Origin of the sequence: Phaeovulum sp. (assembly GCF_041596715.1) — a bacterium.
Taxonomy (GTDB): domain Bacteria; phylum Pseudomonadota; class Alphaproteobacteria; order Rhodobacterales; family Rhodobacteraceae; genus UBA6213.
This window is the reverse complement of record NZ_JBFHIA010000019.1, coordinates 1-21,751: the sequence shown is the minus strand read 5'-3', so window position 1 is coordinate 21,751 and position 21,751 is coordinate 1. Positions and strand designations below refer to the sequence as shown.

Here is a 21,751-nt window from a genome sequence, read left to right as displayed (position 1 = left end):
ATCCGCCGCGATCTGGCCGATTTGGCCGAGACAGGGCAATTGGAGCGGGTGCACGGCGGTGCCGTGGTGCGCTCGGGCATGGCCAATATCGGCTACGAGGCGCGCCGGGGCATGAATGCCGCTGCCAAGGCCGCGATCGGGCGCGCCTGTGCTGCGGAAATACCGCATAATTCGTCGCTGTTTCTGAACCTTGGCACCACCACCGAGGCGGTGGCGCGTGCGCTTTCTGGGCATCGCAACATCACGGTGGTAACCAACAACATCAATGTCGCCAACATTCTTGCCCCCAACGAGGGCTGCGAGGTGGTGCTGGCGGGCGGAAGCCTGCGCCGTTCCGATGGCGGGTTGGTGGGCGCGTTGACGGCGCGCTTTATCGAGCAGTTCAAGGTAGATCTGGCGGTCATTGGTGCCTCGGCGCTTGATGCTTCGGGTGATTTGCTCGACTTTGATCTGGCCGAGGTCGGGGTCAGTCAGACCATTCTGCGCCATGCCCGTGCGACGGCGTTGGTGGCCGATGCCAGCAAGCTTGCCCGCAGCGCGCCAGTGCGCATTGCCTCTCTGGCCGAGCTTGATCTTTGGGTAACCGATGCGGCCCCGCCCGCGCCGTTGGCGCAAGCCTGCGCTGACTGGCAGACCCGTACCTGCATAGCGCAGCCCGGTCCTTGAGTTTCCACTTGACCTCACAGCCTGCGCGCACTACCCACCGCGCGGAGTGGCTAGGTAGCTCAGCTGGTTAGAGCACGTGACTCATAATCACGGGGTCGGGGGTTCGAGTCCCCCCCTCGCCACCAACTTTCTTCACAAAGCCAGTTTTTCAGTAGCTTATGCTGGCAGAGTTGCAGCTGGGCTTGGCGCTGACGCGGATCCGCAGGCGTTAGGCGAAGCAGCAGATCACCCTTCGGTTGGCGATGAACCGGGGGCGCAGCCCGTTTCCGCATACGCAGGGCGCATTGCGCCGAATCGGCCCCCTCCAAGCCCGCGCGGAAATGAACCGACTTGGCCGCACAAAACGGCAGCTTGCATCACGCCCGCGCATCCTCGCGCATCATCCGGGCAGCTTTTTCGGCAATCATCATGACCGGGGCGGCGGTGTTGCCCGAGGTGATCGAGGGCATCACTGACGCGTCTGCGATGCGCAGCCGCCCGACCGCGCGCATCCGCAGCCTTGGGTCAACCACGGCACCTGTGTCTGCGCCCATCCGCGCGGTGCCGACCGGGTGAAAGATGGTGGTGCCAATGTCGCCCGCCGCCCGTACCAGTTCTGCCTCGGTCTGCGCTTGCGGGCCGGGGCGAAACTCCTCGGGGTGAAACCGCTGAAAGGCGGGTTGTGCGGCTATGTGGCGGGTCAGGCGGATCGAGGCGGCAGCCACGGCGCGGTCGGCCTCGGTGGACAGGTAGTTCGGCGCAATCGCGGGGCTTGCGCGAAAGTCGGGGCTTTTCAGGTGCACCGAGCCGCGGCTTTCGGGGCGCAGGTTGCATACGCTGGCGGTCACCGCCGGGAACGGGTGCACCCTTTCTCCGAACTTGTCGAGGCTGACGGGCTGGATGTGAAACTCCAGATCCGGCGTCGCCTTTTCGGGGCCGGATCGGGTAAAGATGCCCGCTTGGCTGGGCGACATCGACATTGGGCCTGACCGGTTCAGCGCGTATTCGGCGGCAATCATCGCCTTGCCCCAGATCGAGTTTGCTAGTGTGTTCAGCGTTTTGACGCCTTGCACCTTGAAGGCGAGCCGCAATTGCAGATGGTCTTGCAGGTTCTCGCCCACGCCCGGCACCTCGATCTGGGGCGTGATGCCGTTGGCCGTCAGCACATCGCCGCGTCCGATGCCGGAAAGTTCCAGCAGATGCGGCGTGCCGATGGCACCCGCCGCCAGCACCACCTCGCGCGCGGCGAGGAAGGTTTTGGAGACCCCTTCGTGGTGCACCACGACGCCTCGCGCCTCGCCCGCCTCGATCAGCACCCGTTCGGCCTGCGCGCCGGTCAGCACGCGCAGGTTGGGGCGCCCCATGACGGGGCGCAAAAAGGCCTTTGCCGTGGTCCAGCGGACGCCGCGGCGCTGCGTGACCTCGAAGTAGCCCGCGCCTTCGTTGTCGCCCCGGTTGAAATCGTCGCTACGCGGAATGCCCGCTTGCACGGCAGCATCGAGGAAGGCGTCGAGCACCTCCCATCGCACCCGCGCGCGTTCCACCCGCCATTCGCCGCCTGCGCCATGCAGCGCGTTTTCGCCGCCGTGATGGTCTTCCTGCGCCAGATAGAGCGGCAGCACGTCATCCCAACCCCATCCGGTGCAACCCGCTTGGCGCCAACCGTCAAAATCGGCCGCTTGCCCGCGCATGTAGATCATGCCGTTGATCGCGGACGACCCGCCCAGCACCCGCCCGCGCGGGTAGCCAAGGGCGCGCCCGTTCAACCCGGCCTCCGGCTCGGTCGAAAAGCACCAGTCGGTGCGCGGGTTGCCGATGCAGTAAAGGTAGCCTACCGGAATATGAATCCAGTGATAATTGTCGCGCCCGCCGGCCTCTAGCAGCAGCACACGGGTTGCCGGATCGGCGCTTAGCCGGTTGGCCAAGACCGAGCCTGCCGACCCCGCGCCGACAACGATATAGTCGTAGGTTTCCATGCGCGTCTCCTCTGCCCGAGACGAATAGTCACCGAACGCGCGCGCGAGGCAAGTGGAAGCTGGCCAGCCGGTCGCCCGCTTGGTCGCGCTTGCATTCTGCTTTGCAGAGAATATCTGTTATAAAAGGGTGACATCGCCCAGACAGGCCAAAGAATGATCCGCTACACGCTCAAATGCGACAATGCACACAGCTTTGATAGCTGGTTCCCCTCGGCGGAGGGGTTTGATCGGTTGCAAGCTGAAAAGCGGCTCAGCTGCGCCGTCTGCGGCTCGAACGCAGTTGAAAAATCTCTGATGGCACCTTCCGTGGTTCCCGCGCGTGTTGCGGCAGGCGCAAGTGCCGGGGCTCCGGCCGAAATACCCGCAGAAAACGCGCTTGGTGCGCCGGCCAGTGAGATAGAGGCCGCGATTGCTGCGCTGCGCAAGCAGGTTGAGGAAAACTCGGATTATGTAGGGCTCAACTTTGCCGCCGAGGCGCGCGCCATGCACGAAGGCGCACAGCCCGAACGCCCGATCCACGGCGAGGCGCGGCTAGAGGATGCCCGCGCATTGCTGGAAGACGGTGTTCCAGTTGCGCCGCTGCCATTCCTGCCACGTCGCAGAACCAACTGAGCCCACCCCCCTTGCCAGTATAGCCACAATCGGCAGACTAGGGCCCAGCAATGACTTGGGGGAGGCTTATGAACGTTCTTGTAACCGGCGCAAATCGCGGCATTGGCGCGGCCTTGGTGGCGCATTACCGTGGGGCGGGGCAATCGGTCATTGGCACCTCGCGCAAGCCCGGCGACGGGTTCGAGCGGCTTGACGTGACCGACCCGGAAAGCCACGCGCGGCTGGCGCGCCGCCTTGCTGGCAAGCCGCTGTCGCTGCTGATCTGCAACGCAGGCGTCTATCCTGACAAGGGTCAGCGGCTGGAAGACGGCTATCCCGCGGCACTTTGGGCCGCAGGGCTTGCGACCAATGTGACCGGGGTGTTCCTGACGATTCAGACGCTATTGCCCAACCTGCGCGCGGCGAAGGGCAAGATCGCCATCATGTCATCGCAGATGGCCTCGCAGGCGCGCGCGCCGGGGGGCTCTTACATCTATCGCGCCTCCAAGGCGGCGGTGCTGAACCTTGGCCGCAACCTTGCCGTTGATCTGGCACCAGCAGGAATTGCGATCGGCATTTACCACCCCGGTTGGGTGAAAACCGGAATGGGCGGTAGCGGTGCCGAAATCTCTGCCGAGGAATCGGCGGCCGGTCTGGCCGCGCGCTTCGAGGCGCTTTCTGTTGCCACAACAGGCTGTTTTGAAAGCTTGGACGGCACGCCGATCCCGTTCTAACAGCGCCGCAACCGCCGCAGCCAAGGGCAGCGGCGGTGTGCACCTGATACAGCCTCGCCCGGTATCCGTCAGGCGTGGATCGCGCCATCTCCGCAGGCAAGCGCCGCTTCGCGCACCGCTTCCGAGCAGGTCGGGTGGGCGTGGCAGGTAAGCGCAAGGTCTTCTGCCGATGCGCCAAACTCCATCGCCACGCAAATCTCGTGGATCAAATCGCCCGCGCTGGGGCCAATGATATGGGCACCAAGAATCCGGTCAGTGGTGGCGTCGGCAAGAATCTTGACGAAGCCTTCGCCCTGAAACATCGCTTTCGCGCGGCCATTGCCCATGAAGGAAAACTTGCCAACCTTGTAGGCGCGGCCCTCCTGCTTCAGCAGTTCTTCCGTCTTGCCGACCGAGGCCACTTCGGGCGTGGTGTAGATAACGCCCGGGATCACATCATAGTTCACATGCCCGGCGCGGCCCGCGAGGATTTCGGCCAGCGCCATGCCTTCGTCTTCGGCCTTGTGCGCAAGCATCGGGCCGACAATCGCATCGCCGATGGCATAAATGCCGGGGGCAGAGGTTGCGAAATGAGCGTCGGTCTTGATTTGGCCGCGGGGCAACAGCTCTACCCCAGCCTCTTTGAGGCCGAGGTTTTCGGTATAGGGTTTGCGCCCGGTGGCAACCAGAACCACGTCAGAGGTGAGGCTGGCTTCGCTTTCATCCTTGCGCAGCTTGTAGCGGGTGGTGGCGTTGCCCTTGGCGACCTCTACCCCCTGCACCGCGGCACCGAGGATGAAGCGCAGACCCTGTTTGGTCAGAATCCGTTGCAGCGATTTTGCCACCTCGGCATCCATGCCGGGGGTGATGGCGTCGAGGTATTCGACCACCGTCACTTCGCAGCCAAGCCGGGCATAGACCGAGCCGAGTTCCAGCCCGATCACACCCGCGCCGATCACCACCATCGACTTCGGAATCTTGCCCAAAGCAAGTGCGCCGGTCGAGGTGAGCACGGTCTTTTCATCGACGCTTACGCCCGGCAGGGACGAGGGTTCAGACCCGGTCGCAATGACGATGTGTTTAGCCTCATGCGTTTCTTCGCCCACCTTGACGGTGCCGGGGGCGGGAATGCTGCCCCAGCCCTTGAGCCAGGTGATCTTGTTTTTCTTGAAAAGGAACTCGATGCCCTTGGTGTTGGTGGCCACAACATCGTCCTTGTAGGCCTGCATCTGCTTCCAATCGACGGAGGGCGATTTGCCCTTGAGACCCATGGTGGCAAAGTTGTGCTCGGCGTCGTGCAAGCAGTGGGTCGCGTGCAATAGCGCCTTTGAGGGCATGCAACCGACGTTGAGGCAGGTGCCGCCCAGTGTCTCGCGGCCCTCGACAAGCGCGGTTTTCAGCCCAAGCTGCGCGCAGCGGATGGCGCAGACATAGCCACCGGGGCCACCGCCGATGATGATGACGTCAAAGCTGGACATGTCGGGTCTCCCTGTTTCGGTCTGGGGTGCCGGCGGTATTTCGGCAATGCAGTAGTGCGGGTGTCAGAAAAGCGCGGCGAGGATCATGGCGAGTGTGGCGACAAACCCTACCGTCCAGACCAGTGATCGGGTCGATCCGATAGACGCCACATAGGCGGGAACGTATAGGACGCGCGCACCAAGGTAGGCCCAGGCGCAGGCGGCGGTAAAGGCGGTGGATTGCCCGGACAACGTGGTAACAAGCACAGCAATGGTGAAAAAGGCGAGCCCCTCGAAGTGGTTGCTTGTCGCCCGCATAAGCCGCCCGGTAGTATGCGAAAGCGGTTTTGGCGGCGGCGTATCGCGCGGGCTTCCGGCCCATTCAGACCCACCTACATCGCGTGCGGTAGACCAGCCCACAAGCCCGATCTGGACGATTTGCAGCAGCGCGGCAAGGGCAAGTGCGGTGAGTTCGGGGGTCATGCAGTGCTTTCCGTTTCGCGGTCTGGCCGCCAGAGCCGCCCCTGAACGGGGCGGCTGCCAGCGTTTGTTCAGAGTTCCATCAACAGGCGGCGCGGATCTTCAAGCGCCTCTTTGACGCGCACGAGGAAGGTGACCGCACCTTTGCCATCCACGACCCGGTGGTCATAGGAAAGTGCCAGATACATCATCGGGCGGATCACGATCTGCCCCGCCACGACTACCGGGCGATCCTGAATCTTGTGCATGCCCAGAATGCCCGATTGCGGCGGGTTGAGGATCGGCGAGGACATCAGCGAGCCATAAACGCCACCGTTCGAGATGGTAAAGCTGCCGCCTTGCAGCTCTGCCATGCTCAGCTTGCCGTCGCGGGCGCGCAGGCCAAGTTCGGCGATCTTTTTCTCGATCGTGGCAAAGCTCATCTGGTCGGCATCGCGCACCACCGGCACCACGAGGCCCGAGGGCGTGCCGACGGCGACGCCCATATGGACGTAGTTCTTGTAAACCACGTCCTGCCCGTCGATCTCGGCATTGACCTCGGGGACCTCTTTCAGCGCATTGGTGCAAGCTTTCACGAAGAACGACATGAAGCCCAGTTTCACGCCGTGCTTTTTCTCGAATATGTCTTTGTATTCATTGCGCAGGCTCATGACGGCCGACATGTCGACCTCGTTATAGGTCGTCAGCATCGCGGCGGTGTTCTGCGCGTCTTTCAAGCGCCGCGCGATGGTGGCGCGCAGGCGGGTCATCTTGACACGCTCTTCGCGGGCCGCGTCACCGGCCGGAACCGGGGCACGTGGCGCGCTGACCGGGGCAGGCGCGGCTGCGGCGGGTGCGACCTCGGCAGAGGCGGCCACAGCGGCGGCGACATCGGATTTCATCACCCGGCCATCGCGGCCCGAGGCTTGCACGGCGTCGCGCGAAATGCCGGCTTCGGCCAGCGCCTTTTTCGCGGCGGGTGCATCTTCCACGTCTTTCGCGGCTTTTGCTGCCTTGGCGGGGGCAGCGGGTGCGGCGGGTGCGGCGGCAGCGGCTTTGGGTGCGGTGGCCGCAGCACCTTCGCTAATGATCGCAAGCCGCGCCTTGGCATCGACGGTGGCACCTTCGGGGGCGAGGATCTCTGTCAGAACCCCGGCAACAGGCGAAGGCACTTCGACCGAAACCTTGTCGGTTTCCAACTCGCACAGCATCTCGTCCAGCGCGACCGCATCGCCCACCTTCTTGAACCATGTTGCCACGGTGGCTTCCGACACGCTTTCGCCCAGTGAGGGCACCATCACGTCTGTCATCTCTTGACCTCTTTGACTGTGGCTTGGCCCGTGTTGAGGGGCTCTGCCAGATTTCGTTTCGGCCGTCGGGCAGGCAGTGCCTGCCACGACGAAGGGATTATTCAGCGATGCTCAGCGCGTCGTTTACCAGCGCCTCTTGCTCTGTCTTGTGGCGCGAGGCGAGGCCCGTTGCGGGCGAGGCCGAAGCGTGGCGTCCGGCGTAGCGGGCACGGCTGTGGGCCGCGCCGATGCGGGTCAGCACCCATTCGAGGTTCGGTTCGACAAAGCTCCAGGCCCCTTGGTTCTTTGGCTCTTCTTGGCACCAGACGATTTCCGCCTGCTTGAAGCGGCCAAGTTCGGTCACCATCGAATGCGCCGGGAACGGGTAGAACTGTTCGAGCCGCAGCAGATAGACATCGTTGATGCCCCGCTTGTCGCGTTCGGCCAGCAGATCATAGTAGACCTTGCCCGAACAGACCACGACGCGACGGATCTTGTCATCTGCCACTAGCTTGGTTGAAGACTGCCCGCCCTGCGCATCGTCCCAAAGCACGCGGCGGAAGAAGCTGCCGGTGACATACTCGTCCGCGTTCGAGATGCACATAGGATGGCGCAGCAGCGATTTCGGGGTCATCAAGATCAGTGGCTTGCGGAATGGCCGGTGGATCTGGCGGCGCAGGATGTGGAAATAGTTGGACGGTGTCGAGACGTTGGCGACGATCCAGTTGTCTTCCGCGCTTCCTTGCAAAAACCGCTCAAGCCGGGCCGAGCTGTGCTCGGGGCCTTGGCCTTCAAAACCGTGCGGCAGCAGCACCACCAGACCCGACATGCGCAGCCACTTGCGTTCGCCCGAGCTGATGAATTGGTCAAACATGATCTGCGCGCCGTTGGCGAAATCGCCGAACTGGGCTTCCCACATCACCAGACTGTTCGGCTCGGCCAGCGAATAGCCGTATTCGAAGCCGAGCACGGCATATTCGCTCAGCATCGAGTCGATCACCTCGTAGCGCGCCTGCCCGGGCTTGATGTGGTTCAACGGGTAGTAGCGTTCTTCGGTGGTTTGGTCGATGAGGGCCGAGTGCCGCTGGCTGAACGTGCCGCGTGCCGCATCCTGCCCTGAAAGGCGCACGCCAAAGCCTTCGGCCACTAGGCTGCCGAATGCGAGCGCCTCGCTTGTTGCCCAGTCGAAGCCCTTGCCGGACTTGAACATCTCAGCCTTGTTATCCAGCTGGCGGGCCACGGTTTTGTGCAGATCAAAGCTATCGGGCGCGCGCGTCAAGGCATGCCCGACCTCGGCCATCAATTCCGGCGAAATCGAAGTGGAGCCTGCATCGTATTCGCTGCGCTCTCGGTCGAGGTGGCGCCAACGGCCATCGAGCCAGTCAGCCTTGTTGGGCAGGAAGTTCTTGCCCGCCTCATATTCCTCATTAAGCGTGGCCTGAAACGCCGCCTTCATATCCTCGATCTCGCCCTCGGGGATCAGGCCATCGGCCACGAGGCGCTCGGTATAAAGCTGCAACGTTGTTTTGTGGCCCTTGATCGCCTTGTACATCAAGGGGTTGGTGAACATCGGCTCGTCGCCTTCGTTATGCCCGAAGCGGCGATAGCAGAAGATGTCGAGCACCACGTCCTTGTGGAACTTCTGGCGGAACTCGGTCGCGACCTTTGCGGCATGCACCACCGCTTCGGGGTCATCGCCGTTGACGTGGAAGATCGGCGCTTCGACCATCAGCGCGATGTCGGTGGGGTAGGGCGACGAGCGGCTGAAGGACGGTGCCGTGGTGAAGCCGATCTGGTTGTTGACGACGATGTGGATGGTGCCGCCCGCGCGGTGCCCGACCAGACCCGAAAGCCCGAAACATTCCGCAACCACGCCTTGGCCTGCAAAGGCCGCATCGCCATGCAGCAGCACCGGCAGAACCTGATGCCGGGTCTTGTCGCCAAGCTGTTCTTGCTTGGCGCGCACCTTGCCGAGCACGACGGGGTTCACCGCCTCTAGGTGGCTGGGGTTGGCGGTCAGCGATAGGTGCACCTTGTTATTGTCAAACTCGCGGTCAGACGAGGCGCCGAGGTGGTATTTCACATCGCCCGATCCGTCCACGTCTTCAGGCTTGTAGCTGCCGCCCTGAAACTCGTGGAAAATCGCGCGGTAGGGTTTGCTGAGCACGTTGGCCAGCACCGAAAGGCGGCCGCGGTGCGGCATGCCGATGACGATTTCCTTTACCCCCAGCGCACCGCCGCGCTTGATGATCTGCTCCATCGCCGGAATCAGCGCCTCGGCCCCGTCGAGGCCAAATCGCTTGGTGCCCATGTATTTCACATGCAGGAACTTCTCAAAGCCCTCGGCCTCGACCAGCTTGTTCAGAATCGCGCGGCGACCCTCACGGGTGAAAGTGATTTCCTTGCCGTAGCCCTCGATCCGCTCTTTCAGCCAGCCCGCCTGTTCGGGGTCTGAAATATGCATGTATTGCAGCGCGAAGGTGCCACAGTAAGTGCGCTTCACGAGGTCCATGATCTGGCGCATCGAGGCCACTTCGAGGCCGAGCACGTTGTCGATGAAAATCGGCCTATCCATGTCGGCTTCGCCAAAGCCGTAGGCCTTGGGGTCAAGCTCGGGGTGTTCGTCGCGCCCGGCAAGGCCAAGCGGGTCAAGGTCGGCGGCGTAGTGGCCGCGAATACGGTAGGCGCGAATGATCATCAGCGCGCGCACGGAATCGAGCACGGCGCGCTTCAGCGATTCATCCGAAACCGCGACTCCGGCTTCTTCGGCCTTGGCGCGGATCTTGTCGCCCGCCGCCTTTGCCTCTTTCAGCACCGGCCACTCGCCTGTCAGTGCGGCGGTCAAGTCGTCAACGGGCGCCGGCTGCAAGCCTTGCCGATCCCAGCTGGCACCTTTTGCCTGCCGCTTTACATCCAGCTCGGCATCGCCCAGCGAATGAAAGAACGCAGCCCATGCCGTATCAACCGAACTGGGGTCAGCGGCAAAGCGGGCGTAAAGCTGCTCGACATAATCGGCATTCGCGCCTTGCAGGAACGAAGAGGCGTGAAAGGCGTCGTTGGGGGTCTGGTCAGTCATTTGAGACCTCTGAGGGTAAAGAACGGGGTCATTTCGGCTGTATTTCGATCCGCTCTAACCGATAGGCATCAGTCAGAGGCGTGCGGAGCGGGTCAGAGGTAAGGCGCGTCCAAGTCGAAAACATCTGGTATTCGACGTCGGGCTGAAAGCGAATTGCGGTTTCATCGAACCGCACCGCCATCAGCTCCAGTTCCGGCAAAACTTCTGGCTCACCGTAAACCCGCGCAATTTCAAACGTCTCGTCGCTTGGGGGCATGGCGAAATAGCACGCCATATGTTCGCCGCCCTCGGGGGTTTTATCGATGTTGAGCGCCAGAACCGCGCCGTCGCGCGACCAAAGCGTCATTGCGCCTTTGTCGGTCATTGCGGCAAAGTTGCCTGCCAAGACAGAAGCAAGGCCAAAGCGCTCTTCGAGATCGGGCATCCCCATGGTGAACCCGATGACTAGCGCGGTGGCCAGATCTGTCAGTGCAGGCGTCGCGTCGCTTGCAAGCGGTGCCCAGCCAGAAATCGCAAAAAGATCGCGCTTTTGCAGCCCCGTAGAAAGCGGGTCGGAGCAGATATCTACCACCTCCGACATCGTTCCGGCAAAGGCGGGCGCCGCAAAAAATGCGGCGCCAACACCCAGACCAATCGCGACCTTCAGCACCTGCGAGGCAACTGCGCGCATCGCCGTTAGCGCCCTAGCGCCTTCATTACCGCTTCGCCCAAGCCCGCGGGGCTGTCGGCAACCACGATTCCGGCGGCGCGCATGGCTTCGATCTTGCTTTCCGCATCGCCCTTGCCGCCCGAAACGATCGCGCCTGCGTGGCCCATGCGGCGGCCTTTGGGGGCGGTGCGGCCGGCGATGAAGCCTGCGGTCGGTTTCCAGCGGCCGCGCTTTTTCTCGTCGATCAGAAACTGCGCCGCATCTTCTTCCGCCGCGCCGCCGATTTCACCGATCATGATGATCGAGGTGGTTTCGGGGTCTGCCAGAAACATCTCGAGCACGTCGATATGTTCGGTGCCCTTGATCGGGTCGCCGCCGATGCCGACCGCGGTCGATTGGCCAAGCCCGAGGTCCGAGGTCTGCTTGACCGCCTCATAGGTCAGCGTGCCCGAGCGGCTGACCACGCCGCAAGAACCGCGGCGGTGGATGTGGCCCGGCATGATGCCGATCTTGCAGGCGTCGGGGGTGATGACGCCGGGGCAGTTCGGCCCGATCAGGCGGCTTTTCGACCCTTCAAGCGCGCGCTTGACCCGCATCATGTCCAACACCGGGATGCCCTCGGTGATGCACACGATCAATTCCATCTCGGCGTCGATCGCCTCGAGGATCGAGTCGGCGGCAAACGGCGGCGGCACGTAGATCGCCGATGCGTTGGCCCCGGTGACCGCGCGCGCCTCGTGCACCGAGTTGAACACGGGCAGGTTGAGGTGCAGGCTGCCGCCCTTGCCGGGGGTTACGCCGCCAACCATTTTGGTGCCGTAGGCGATGGCCTGTTCGCTGTGGAACGTGCCTTGGCTGCCGGTGAAGCCTTGGCAGATGACCTTGGTGTTTTCGTTGACGAGAATGGCCATGATCTTACCCCTTCACCGCTTTGACGATTTTCTGTGCGGCGTCGGCAAGGTTGTCGCCGGCGATCACGTTGAGGCCCGAGCCCTGAATGATTTCTTTGCCCAACTCGACGTTGGTGCCCTCTAGCCGAACCACCAGCGGCACTTGCAGGCCCACTTCTTTCACCGCCGCCACGATGCCCTCGGCGATGATGTCGCAGCGCATGATGCCGCCGAAGATGTTGACGAGAATGCCTTTGACGTTCGGGTCCGAGGTGATGATCTTGAAGGCCTCGATGACCTTTTCCTTGGTGGCGCCACCGCCCACGTCAAGAAAGTTGGCGGGTGCCGCGCCGTAAAGCTTGATGATGTCCATCGTGGCCATCGCGAGCCCCGCGCCGTTCACCATGCAGCCGATTTCGCCATCCAGCGCAATGTAGTTGAGGTCGAACTTCGAGGCGGCGAGTTCCTTGGGGTCTTCCTCGGTCTCGTCGCGCAGAGCCATGATTTCGGGCTGGCGGTAAAGCGCGTTGTTGTCGAACCCGACCTTGGCATCGAGCACTTTGAGGTTGCCGTCGGTCATCACGATCAGCGGGTTGATTTCGAGCATCTCCATGTCCTTCTCAACGAAGGCACGGTAGAGGTTTTTCACCAAAGCGACGCATTGCTTGACCTGCGCGCCTTCCAGCCCGAGCGCAAAGGCAACGCGGCGGCCGTGAAAATCAGACAGGCCCGAGGCCGGATCGACCGAGAACGAGATGATTTTCTCGGGGGTCTTGGCGGCCACTTCCTCGATGTCCATCCCACCTTCGGTCGAAACCACAAACGAGATGCGGCTGCTGCCACGATCGACCAGCAGCGCAAGATAAAGCTCGCGCGCGATGTCAGAGCCGTCTTCGATGTAGATGCGGTTGACCTGCTTGCCCGCCGGGCCGGTCTGGTGCGTAACAAGCGTGCGCCCCAGCATCTGCTTGGTCAGCACTTCGGCCTCTTCGACCGAGCGCGCCAGCCGCACGCCACCTTTGAGACCCGCCTCTGGCTCTTTGAAGCTGCCTTTGCCGCGGCCCCCGGCGTGAATCTGCGCCTTGATCACCCAGAGCGGGCCATCAAGTTCGCCCGCTGCGGTCTTGGCGTCTTCGGCGCGCAATACTACGCGTCCGTCAGAAACCGGGCAGCCATAGCTGCGCAGCAGCGCCTTCGCCTGGTATTCGTGGATATTCATGGCCCATGTCCCATGTGGCTTGCGATTGGCGCCGTCTTTCGCACGGAAAGGGGGGCGGTGCAAAACGCTTTTTGCTGCAAATGCAGTGGGGCGACGGGAAATCGAACCTTTGTGATCACAGCTTTCTGGCGCGTGATCACAAAAATGGGGGATGCTTGGGCGACGATTCGTTTGTTGCCGCAAATATCAAGGGCGCGCCGTTGGGGCGCGCCCTTAGTTGTAATGTCTGGCTTATGCCAGCGAGGGGTCGATTGCCTTGCAGGCCGCAACAAGGCCCTTCACGGCTTCGACCGACTTGTCGAACATCGCCTGTTCGTCCTTGTTGAGCGTGATGTTCACGATCCGCTCAATGCCGCCCGCGCCGATCACGGTGGGCACACCCACATACATGCCGTTCAGGCCAAGCGCGCCATCCACATAGGCCGCGCAGGGCAGCAGGCGCTTTTGATCCTTAAGGTAGGCTTCGGCCATTTCAATCGCCGAGGTGGCGGGTGCGTAGAAGGCCGAACCGGTTTTCAGCAGGCCAACGATTTCGGCACCGCCGTCACGGGTGCGTTGCACGATCGCGTCCAGACGGTCTTGCGTGGTCCAGCCCATTTTCACAAGGTCCGGCAGCGGCACGCCGCCCACGGTCGAATAGCGCGCCAAGGGCACCATCGTGTCGCCATGGCCGCCCAGCACGAAGGCGGTCACGTCGCGCATCGAGACGTTGAACTCGACCGCAAGGAAGTGACGGAAGCGCGCCGAATCAAGCACACCCGCCATTCCAACAACTTTGTTGTGCGGCAGGCCAGAAAACTCGCGCAGCGCCCAGACCATCGCGTCAAGCGGGTTGGTAATGCAGATAACAAAAGCGTCGGGGCAATGCGTCTTGATGCCTTCGCCGACCGATTTCATCACCTTGAGGTTGATGCCCAAAAGGTCGTCGCGGCTCATGCCGGGCTTGCGGGGCACACCAGCGGTGACGATGCAGACATCAGCGCCCGCAAGGTCTTCGTAGCTGTTGGTGCCTTTCATCGTGGCGTCGAAACCCTCGGACGGGCCCGATTCTGCGATGTCGAGAGCTTTGCCTTGCGGCGTGCCTTCGGCGATGTCGAACAAGACGACGTCGCCCAATTCCTTGATCGCTGCAAGATGGGCGAGCGTGCCGCCGATCTGCCCCGCGCCGATCAGCGCGATCTTGGGTCTGGCCATGAATTCCTCCGGTCAGGATGTTTACAAAAAGACTGACGGGCAATTGCCTAGCCCCTTGGGCGGCTTCGCGCAAGTCCGCTGCATCGCAGCAATGCGCCGGGCATTCCTTTGCCGCCCGGATTACGCTAAGGCACCGCGAAACGGAGGCGGGGGCAAAATGGATTTGGGCGTTGCCGGTTGGGCGTTTGCGGTGGTGGCGGCGCTGCTGGTGGGGCTGTCGAAAGGCGGGCTGCCGGTTGTCAGTATGCTGGCGGTGCCGCTATTGGCGCAGGTCATGAATCCGGTCGCCGCGGCGGGGCTGCTTTTGCCGGTCTATGTGGTCTCTGACGCCTTCGGGCTATGGGCTTGGCGCAAGGCGTTCAACGCGCGCGTTCTGGCGATTGTGGCACCCGCAGCGGTTTTGGGCGTTGGAATTGGCTGGGCGACATCAAGCATGGTGTCCGAGCGCGCGGTGACGGCGTTGATCGGCGTGATCGGCACTATTTTCGCGGCGAATGCCATTTTGCGGCCAAGGATTATTGGGGCGCGCAAGGCGCGGGTGGGGCCCGGTATCTTTTGGGGCACGATCAGTGGTTTTACCAGTTTTGTCAGCCATTCCGGCGGCCCGCCGTGGCAGGTCTATGCGCTGTCACTGGGCATGGACAAGCTGACCTTCGCGGGCACTTCGACCATTCTGTTCGCGTGGATCAACGCGATAAAACTGGTGCCATATTATGCACTTGGCCAACTTTCTTTCGCGAGTTTGAAGATCGCAGCGGTGCTGATGGTGCCTGCGGCATTGGCGGTATTTGGGGGCGTGCGCTTGACGCGGGTGATCCCGCAAGAAGTGTTTTTCCGCATCGTCACATGGACATTGCTTGCAATCTCGCTGCGGCTTTTGTGGCAGGCGATCTGAGGCCGAAGGTAGATTTCGGAAACCTTGCTCAAGGCTTGACCACCCACCTCCAACAGGCAACCCGGTGTGCAGCCAGTTGATGGATTTACATTCCGCCGCATCGGGCAGGAACTGCGCGCACCGATTTCGCGCAGAGCGTGGTGCGCCTCACCACAAGGCGCTGCGTTCAACCGTCGCCACCGCATGTGGCGCGTTGTGGGCAGGTTCGGCGCGCACTTGTGGTGCCGCCAGAATCAAAAGCCCGAACCCGAGCGCCATTAAGATTGATCTCTGCGACATGGGGCCCCCTTGGCCTTGGCAATTCCTTGCCGAGCGTCGCGCCCACGGGCCAAGACGCGGTGAACCGTGCGCTCGTTCCCGCGTTTTGCTGCGGCGCGGCACATCGGGGCTTGCCGAATATGCTGAAAATGTGGTCCTTGGCGAAAGATTATTGCGAGGGAGAGAATCATGAACCCGTCCGCCCGCCCTTATCGTTCGGTGCTCTACATCCCCGGGTCGAAAGACCGCGCGTTGGAAAAGGCGCGCGAACTGGCGGCGGATGCGATTATCTTCGATCTGGAAGACGCCGTCGCACCCGATGAAAAACCTGCGGCGCGCGCATTGCTTCAGGCCACGCTCGCCGCCACCGATTACGGTCGGCGCGCGCGGATCGTCCGGGTGAACGGGCTTGATACCACGTGGGGTGAGGCGGATATTTCCGCCTTTGCAGGGGCCGATATTGACGCGCTGTTGATCCCCAAGGTGTCGTCTGCGGCCGATCTGCAAGCGGTGGCAGAGCGGGTTCCCTCTCTGCCGCTTTGGGCGATGATGGAAACCGCGCGCGGTATGCTGAACGCCGCCGAAATCGCGGCGCACCCGCGGCTGGCGGGCATGGTGATGGGCACCAACGACCTTGCCAAGGAACTCGGCAGCCGCTTTCGCGCAGATCGGTTGCCGCTACAGGCGGGCTTGGGGCTTTGCCTGCTGGCGGCCAAGGCCAATGGGCTGACGATCATCGATGGCGTTTACAACGCCTTCAAGGATGACGTCGGCTTGCGGGCAGAATCCGTGCAAGGCCGCGACATGGGCTTTGACGGCAAAACACTGATTCACCCCGCGCAACTGGAAATCGCCAACGAGGTCTTTGCGCCTTCCGAGGGCGAAATCGAGCTTGCACGCCGCCAGATTGCGGCTTTCGAGGCAGCCGAGGCGGCGGGGCAGGGTGTTGCGGTTGTGGATGGAAAGATCGTCGAAAACCTGCATATCGTCACGGCGCGGCAAACGCTGGCCAAGGCGCAAGCGATCGCCGCGCTGAATGCAACCTGAGAGGGCGTCATGACGGTTCTGCTTCTGGGTCTATTATTGTGGGTCGGCTCCCACATGTTCAAACGCATCGCACCAAAAGCGCGCGCCAGCATGGGCGATAGCGCAAAGGCGATGGTCGCGGGCCTGTCGGTCTTGGGCATCGTGCTGATGGTGCTGGGGTTTCGCGCTGCTACGCAGGTGCAGCTATACCACACGCCGTCTTGGGGGGTGCACGTCAACAACCTAGCGATGGTGGTGGCGATATACTTGCTTGGGGTCAGCGGCACCAAGGGCGTGTTGGTCAATAAGATGCGTCATCCCATGCTGACCGGCGTGCTGGTTTGGGCGCTGGCGCACTTGCTGGTGAACGGTGACAGCGTTTCGCTAGTGCTGTTCGGCGGCTTGGGGCTTTGGGCCGTTGCGGAAATGGTGCTGATCAACCGAGCATCGAAGTGGAAGCGCCCGCCACCCGGCAGCCTTACGGGCGACGCCAAGAACCTTGTCGCAACCGTGCTGATATTCGGCGTGGCGACCGGCATTCACATCTGGCTTGGCCACAACCCCTTTGTGGCGGTGATGTGATGCAAGTCTATCGGCTGCTGACTGACGATGACACTTCGGCGTTTTGCCACAAGGTCAGCCTTGCGCTGTCCAAGGGTTGGGCGCTGCACGGAAGCCCCGCCTATGCCTTTGATGCCGCGCGCGGCGTGATGCGCTGCGCGCAGGCGGTGGTGAAGGACACAAGCACCCCTTACCACCCCGAAATGAAGCTGGGAGAGCAATAGATGAAGACCAACCCGGGGCGCTTTTTCGAGGATTACCGTCTGGGCGAAACGATCCGCCACGCGGTGCCGCGAACCGTCTCGGGGGGGGAGCGCGCGCTTTATCATGCGCTATATCCGGCGCGCGGGGCGCTTTATTCTTCAGATGTTTTCGCGCGCGCTTGCGGGCTGGCAGCTGCGCCGATGGACGATCTTGCGGCGTTTCATCTGGTATTCGGCAAGACCGTGCCCGACATCAGCCTGAACGCGGTGGCCAACCTTGGCTACGCCGAGGGGCGCTGGCTGCGTCAGGTCTGGCCGGGCGATACGCTGGCGGCCGAATCCCAAGTGATCGGGCTGAAGCAAAACTCTAGCGGCACTTCGGGTGTGGTCTATGTGCGAACGCGCGGGCTGAACCAGCACGGCGAGGTGGTGTTGGAATATGTGCGTTGGGTGATGGTGCGCAAACGCGATGCATCCGCACCGGCCCCGGTGCCAGTGGTGCCCGAACTTGCCAGATCAGTCGCGGCCACCGATCTGGTGGTGCCGGAAGGGCTGCGCTTTACCGATTACGATTTCGGGCTGGCGGGAGAGCCGCACCGCTGGGCCGATTATGCGGTGGGCGAGCGGATCGACCATGTTGATGGCGTGACCATCGAAGAGGCCGAACATATGCTGGCCACGCGCCTTTGGCAAAACACCGCCAAGGTGCATTTCGATGCTACACAGCGGCCCGATGGACGGCGGCTGATTTATGGCGGCCATGTTATCAGCCTTGCCCGTGCGCTTTCGTTTAACGGGCTGGCCAACGCGCAGATGATCGTGGCGTTGAACGCGGGCACGCACGCCAACCCCTGCTTTGCGGGCGATACCGTGCGCGCGTGGTCCGAGGTGCTTGATCGCGCCGAGACTATGGCACCGGGCGTGGGTGCCGTGCGCTTGCGGCTGGTGGCGACCAAACAGGGGGCCGCGCCCTTTGCATTAAAAAGTGACGATGGCAAATACGCGCCCGAGGTATTGCTCGACCTCGATTACTGGGCGCTGATGCCTCTATAAGCGCGTGACATTGCCCCAAAGCTGACCGGCTTGGCATCAGGTAATGCCCGCGCGCACGGTGGCGCGGGGCATCCGGCACCCGAGCAAAGGCTACGACAATACTGCGCAGCCACCGCACGGGGCGGCGCGGTCAGCACGCTGCGCGCAAGGGTGCGAGCGGTAACACACTGGCCGGGTGCGGTATTTCGTGATCACATATGCGCCCGGCATCGACGTGAAAGAAGAAAAAAGTTGCATATTTTGGTTCGGCGGGGCGTGACTTGGCCGAAATTTGCGCTATTGAGGGGGCATCATTCAGCCAGCGCCGCCGAGCAGGCTTGCCCTGCGTCGCGGACGCCAAGCGACAGAGGGACCCAACATGGCGGACTCCAACCGGGTAGACCGGCCTCTTTCCCCCCACTTGACCACCTACAGAATTATCTTCAGGCCGCAGATCACGTCGTTCTCGTCGATCATGATCCGGGTCACCGGCATCGGGATGATGTTTGGTGTGCTGTTGGCGGTCTGGTGGCTGCTGGCCGCAGCAATCGGCCCCGAGGCATTTGCCACCGCAAATGCCGTGGCAACCTCGTGGTTCGGTGATCTGGTGTTCACCCTCTCGTTGCTAGCGGTCTGGTACCATTATCTGGGCGGGCTGCGGCACCTTCTGTGGGACACTGCCAAGGGGCTTGATCTGCGCACGGCCGAATTGCTCGGCTGGGTCTGCGTTATCGGGTCGGTCGTGCTGACCATCCTCACACTCATCGTCATCTGAGAGGGCTAGACATGCGCTATCTGACGGACCGCAAACGTGCTGAAGGCAAGGGGCCGGCTCATCACGGCACCGATACCCACAAGCACATGACGCTGACGGCGACCGGGCTGGCCTTTCTGATGCCGGTGTTCCTTTACATCTTCGGTCACGCCCTCGGGCAGGATCATGCCGGCGTGGTGGCGACCTTTTCGCGGCCGATTCCGGCGATCGTCACGGGGTTGGTGTTCTTCATCGCGATGATGCATTTTCCGCACGGCGCGGGTTCGGTGCTGATCGACTATACCAAGGGCCGGACACGCAGGTATCTGACGATCTTCGTGGTTTCGCTGTCTTACCTGATCACGGCGACGGTGCTTTACGCGCTTATCCGCATCGCGAACTGAGAGATCGACATGCCTGCATATGAATACGAAACGCATGATTACGACGTGGTTGTGGTGGGGGCTGGCGGTGCCGGGCTTCGCGCTACACTTGGTATGGCCGAACAGGGTTTGCGCACCGCTTGCGTGACCAAGGTGTTCCCGACCCGCAGCCACACGGTTGCGGCACAGGGCGGCATCGCCGCAAGCCTTGGCAACATGGGCCCCGACAGCTGGCAATGGCACATGTTCGACACTGTCAAAGGGTCGGACTGGCTGGGCGACATGGACACCATGGAATATGTCGCACGCGAAGCCCCAAAGGCCGTGTACGAGTTGGAACACTACGGCGTGCCCTTCAGCCGCACCGAAGAGGGCAAGATCTACCAGCGCCCGTTTGGCGGGCACACCACCGAATACGGTGACGGCGTGCCCGTAGAGCGTGTCTGCGCTGCCGCCGACCGTACCGGCCACGCGATGCTGCACACGCTTTATGGCCAAAGCCTCAAGAACAACGCCGAGTTCTTCATCGAATACTTCGCGCTTGATCTGATCATGGGTGAAGACGGCGCGTGCCAAGGTGTCGTGGCGTGGAAACTCGACGACGGCACCCTGCACGTGTTCAACGCGAAAATGGTGGTGCTGGCGACCGGCGGCTATGGCCGGGCCTATTTCAACTGCACCTCGGCGCATACCTGCACCGGCGACGGCGGCGGCATGGTGGCGCGCGCAGGATTGCCGCTACAGGATATGGAGTTCGTTCAGTTCCACCCGACCGGCATCTTTGGCCCCGGTATGCTGATTACCGAAGGCGCACGCGGCGAGGGCGGGTATCTGACCAACTCCGAAGGCGAGCGTTTCATGGAACGCTATGCGCCCACCTTCAAGGACCTCGCCAGCCGCGACGTGGTTTCGCGCTGCATGACGATGGAAATCCGCGAAGGGCGCGGTGTGGGCCCGAACAAGGACCATATCTACCTGAACCTAAGCCACCTGCCGCCCGAACTGCTGGCCGAGCGGCTGCCCGGAATCACCGAAAGCGCCAAGATCTTTGCTGGCGTTGACGTCACCAAGCAGCCGATCCCGGTGTTGCCGACCGTGCACTATAACATGGGCGGTATTCCCACCAACTATTGGGGCGAAGTGCTCAACCCGGTAGAGGGTGCGCCTGATGCGGTGGTTCCTGGCCTCATGGCGGTTGGTGAAGCCGCCTGCGCCAGCTTGCACGGTGCGAACCGTCTGGGTGCCAACAGCCTGATCGACCTTGTGGTTCTGGGCCGCGCGGCCTCGATCCGGGCGGGCCAGGTGGTTGATGCCAATGCGCCGAATCCGACCCTCAACACCGCTTCGGTCGATGCGTCGCTGGCGCGGTTCGACGCATTGCGCCACGCCAAGGGCAGTATTTCGACGGCCGAACTGCGGCTGGAAATGCAGCGCGCGATGCAAGACAACGCGGCCGTGTTCCGCACTGAGAAAGTGCTGGCCGAGGGCGTCGAACTGATGACCGGGATCGCCGCGAAAATGGGCGATCTCAAGGTTACCGACCGCTCGCTGATCTGGAACTCGGACCTGATGGAAACGCTTGAACTGGCGAACCTGATGCCGAACGCGCTGGCGACAATTACCGGTGCCGCTGCGCGCAAGGAAAGCCGAGGCGCACACGCGCACGAGGATTACCCCGAGCGTGACGACAAGAATTGGCGCAAGCACACGATCGCGCGGGTCGATGGGGCCAAGGTCGATCTTAGCTATCGCCCGGTGCATACCGAGCCGCTGACGGCCTTCAAGGATGGCGGCATCGACCCGAAGAAGCTCGCCCCGAAAAAGCGCGTGTACTGATGCGCTACTTGGCGGCATACACACTTGCCACAGCGGCCCTTGTGGCTGGCTGCGGGCCTGTGCCGCTGGAACGGGCCGAACGCGACTGTCTCGAAACTGCCCGCCTCGCCGCGCAACCGCGCGGCGAAATCGGGGTGGGTTTTGGCTCCGACGGCCCCGGCGGCTACCTCGACCTTACGATCTCATCGGACTACATCGCAGGGCGTGATCCTGCGGCGGTGTTCGAGACCTGCGTCATCAACAAATCCGGCCAGCGCCCGTCGCAGCCGCTCTATTCCCGCTCAGACTGGAAGGGATAATCATGGTTCAGTTCGCTCTGCCGAAAAACTCGAAAATCCGCGTCGGCAAGACCTGGCCGAAGCCCGAGGGCAAGAACGTCCGCAAGTTTTGCATTTACCGCTGGGATCCAGACACGGGCGAGAACCCGCGCGTGGATACCTATTTCGTCGATATGGACAGTTGCGGCCCGATGGTTCTGGACGCGCTGATCAAGATCAAGACCGAAATTGACCCGACGCTGACCTTCCGCCGTTCTTGCCGCGAGGGTATTTGCGGGTCGTGCTCGATGAACATCGACGGGATCAACACGCTGGCCTGCATCTATGGGCTGGACGAGATCAAGGGTGACGTAAAAATCTACCCACT

At 62.4% G+C, this 21,751-nt stretch carries 23 protein-coding genes and 1 tRNA gene; 14 read left to right on the top strand and 10 right to left on the bottom strand.

What is annotated here, in order from left to right:
• Both ABY403_RS02625 and ABY403_RS02620 read left to right on the top strand, forming a co-directional pair.
• On the top strand, positions 1-666 hold a 666-nt coding region (locus tag ABY403_RS02625; protein ID WP_372838438.1), incomplete at its 5' end, for a DeoR/GlpR family DNA-binding transcription regulator.
• 48 nt (positions 667-714) lie between these two features.
• A tRNA-Met gene (locus ABY403_RS02620) sits at positions 715-791 on the top strand.
• 231 nt (positions 792-1,022) lie between these two features.
• On the opposite strand, the gene ABY403_RS02615 is transcribed toward ABY403_RS02620, so the two are convergent.
• Positions 1,023-2,621 carry a GMC family oxidoreductase gene (locus tag ABY403_RS02615; RefSeq protein WP_372838436.1) on the bottom strand — a complete coding sequence of 533 codons (1,599 nt, stop codon included), beginning with the start codon at positions 2,619-2,621 and terminating at the stop codon, positions 1,023-1,025.
• 153 nt (positions 2,622-2,774) lie between these two features.
• On the opposite strand from ABY403_RS02615, the gene ABY403_RS02610 reads away from it, so the two are divergent.
• Positions 2,775-3,233 carry a DUF1178 family protein gene (locus tag ABY403_RS02610; protein ID WP_372838433.1) on the top strand — a complete coding sequence of 153 codons (459 nt, stop codon included), beginning with the start codon at positions 2,775-2,777 and terminating at the stop codon, positions 3,231-3,233.
• Positions 3,234-3,301: 68 nt separating this feature from the next.
• Positions 3,302-3,946 (top strand): SDR family NAD(P)-dependent oxidoreductase, encoded by a 645-nt coding sequence (locus ABY403_RS02605; RefSeq protein WP_372838431.1) that lies wholly within the window; start codon positions 3,302-3,304, stop codon positions 3,944-3,946.
• Between the two features lie 68 nt (positions 3,947-4,014).
• Here ABY403_RS02605 and lpdA read toward each other — a convergent pair whose 3' ends face one another.
• From lpdA to mdh, 8 genes are all read right to left on the bottom strand, one after another.
• Entirely contained in the window at positions 4,015-5,403 is a 1,389-nt protein-coding gene (gene lpdA / locus ABY403_RS02600; protein WP_372838429.1) for a dihydrolipoyl dehydrogenase, read from the bottom strand.
• Positions 5,404-5,466: 63 nt separating this feature from the next.
• Complete coding sequence (locus ABY403_RS02595) at positions 5,467-5,865, bottom strand: MAPEG family protein (protein ID WP_372838427.1); 399 nt, start codon at positions 5,863-5,865, stop codon at positions 5,467-5,469.
• A 68-nt stretch (positions 5,866-5,933) separates the two neighbouring features.
• A complete protein-coding gene (gene odhB / locus ABY403_RS02590; RefSeq protein ID WP_372838425.1) occupies positions 5,934-7,151 on the bottom strand; it encodes a 2-oxoglutarate dehydrogenase complex dihydrolipoyllysine-residue succinyltransferase in 1,218 nt (405 codons plus the stop codon).
• A gap of 97 nt (positions 7,152-7,248) precedes the next feature.
• Positions 7,249-10,206 (bottom strand): 2-oxoglutarate dehydrogenase E1 component, encoded by a 2,958-nt coding sequence (locus tag ABY403_RS02585; protein ID WP_372838422.1) that lies wholly within the window; start codon positions 10,204-10,206, stop codon positions 7,249-7,251.
• Between the two features lie 28 nt (positions 10,207-10,234).
• Positions 10,235-10,876 (bottom strand): hypothetical protein, encoded by a 642-nt coding sequence (locus tag ABY403_RS02580; protein WP_372838420.1) that lies wholly within the window; start codon positions 10,874-10,876, stop codon positions 10,235-10,237.
• 5 nt (positions 10,877-10,881) lie between these two features.
• Positions 10,882-11,766, bottom strand: coding sequence for a succinate--CoA ligase subunit alpha (gene sucD, locus ABY403_RS02575; protein ID WP_372838418.1), 885 nt, complete (start codon positions 11,764-11,766; stop codon positions 10,882-10,884).
• Between the two features lie 4 nt (positions 11,767-11,770).
• The gene (gene sucC / locus ABY403_RS02570; RefSeq protein ID WP_372838415.1) at positions 11,771-12,964 is read right to left on the bottom strand and encodes an ADP-forming succinate--CoA ligase subunit beta; all 1,194 of its coding nucleotides are present in this window, start codon (positions 12,962-12,964) and stop codon (positions 11,771-11,773) included.
• 231 nt (positions 12,965-13,195) lie between these two features.
• Positions 13,196-14,158: a malate dehydrogenase gene (gene mdh, locus ABY403_RS02565; protein ID WP_372838412.1), complete on the bottom strand. Its 963-nt coding sequence runs from the start codon at positions 14,156-14,158 to the stop codon at positions 13,196-13,198.
• 157 nt (positions 14,159-14,315) lie between these two features.
• Between mdh and ABY403_RS02560 the strand changes: the two genes are divergently transcribed.
• On the top strand, positions 14,316-15,053 hold the full coding sequence (locus tag ABY403_RS02560; protein WP_372838410.1) for a sulfite exporter TauE/SafE family protein: 738 nt from the start codon (positions 14,316-14,318) through the stop codon (positions 15,051-15,053).
• A 147-nt stretch (positions 15,054-15,200) separates the two neighbouring features.
• Here ABY403_RS02560 and ABY403_RS02555 read toward each other — a convergent pair whose 3' ends face one another.
• A complete protein-coding gene (locus ABY403_RS02555; RefSeq protein ID WP_372838408.1) occupies positions 15,201-15,332 on the bottom strand; it encodes a hypothetical protein in 132 nt (43 codons plus the stop codon).
• 168 nt (positions 15,333-15,500) lie between these two features.
• On the opposite strand from ABY403_RS02555, the gene ABY403_RS02550 reads away from it, so the two are divergent.
• The 9 genes from ABY403_RS02550 to ABY403_RS02510 form a co-directional block, all read left to right on the top strand.
• On the top strand, positions 15,501-16,358 hold the full coding sequence (locus ABY403_RS02550; RefSeq protein ID WP_372838404.1) for a CoA ester lyase: 858 nt from the start codon (positions 15,501-15,503) through the stop codon (positions 16,356-16,358).
• Between the two features lie 9 nt (positions 16,359-16,367).
• Positions 16,368-16,919 carry an NnrU family protein gene (locus tag ABY403_RS02545; RefSeq protein ID WP_372838402.1) on the top strand — a complete coding sequence of 184 codons (552 nt, stop codon included), beginning with the start codon at positions 16,368-16,370 and terminating at the stop codon, positions 16,917-16,919.
• Positions 16,919-17,122, top strand: a complete 204-nt coding sequence (locus ABY403_RS02540) for a DUF1737 domain-containing protein (protein ID WP_372838400.1) — start codon at positions 16,919-16,921, stop codon at positions 17,120-17,122. Before ABY403_RS02545 ends, ABY403_RS02540 begins: the two co-directional genes overlap by 1 nt.
• Positions 17,123-18,154 (top strand): MaoC family dehydratase, encoded by a 1,032-nt coding sequence (locus tag ABY403_RS02535; protein WP_372838397.1) that lies wholly within the window; start codon positions 17,123-17,125, stop codon positions 18,152-18,154.
• A gap of 358 nt (positions 18,155-18,512) precedes the next feature.
• Positions 18,513-18,908, top strand: a complete 396-nt coding sequence (gene sdhC / locus ABY403_RS02530) for a succinate dehydrogenase, cytochrome b556 subunit (RefSeq protein ID WP_372838394.1) — start codon at positions 18,513-18,515, stop codon at positions 18,906-18,908.
• Between the two features lie 11 nt (positions 18,909-18,919).
• The gene (locus tag ABY403_RS02525) at positions 18,920-19,291 is read left to right on the top strand and encodes a succinate dehydrogenase, hydrophobic membrane anchor protein (RefSeq protein WP_372838391.1); all 372 of its coding nucleotides are present in this window, start codon (positions 18,920-18,922) and stop codon (positions 19,289-19,291) included.
• A gap of 9 nt (positions 19,292-19,300) precedes the next feature.
• The gene (sdhA, locus tag ABY403_RS02520; RefSeq protein WP_372838389.1) at positions 19,301-21,106 is read left to right on the top strand and encodes a succinate dehydrogenase flavoprotein subunit; all 1,806 of its coding nucleotides are present in this window, start codon (positions 19,301-19,303) and stop codon (positions 21,104-21,106) included.
• Positions 21,106-21,405 (top strand): hypothetical protein, encoded by a 300-nt coding sequence (locus ABY403_RS02515; protein ID WP_372838387.1) that lies wholly within the window; start codon positions 21,106-21,108, stop codon positions 21,403-21,405. Before sdhA ends, ABY403_RS02515 begins: the two co-directional genes overlap by 1 nt.
• A gap of 2 nt (positions 21,406-21,407) precedes the next feature.
• The coding region (locus ABY403_RS02510) for a 2Fe-2S iron-sulfur cluster-binding protein (protein WP_372838384.1) at positions 21,408-21,751 on the top strand (344 nt) is incomplete at its 3' end.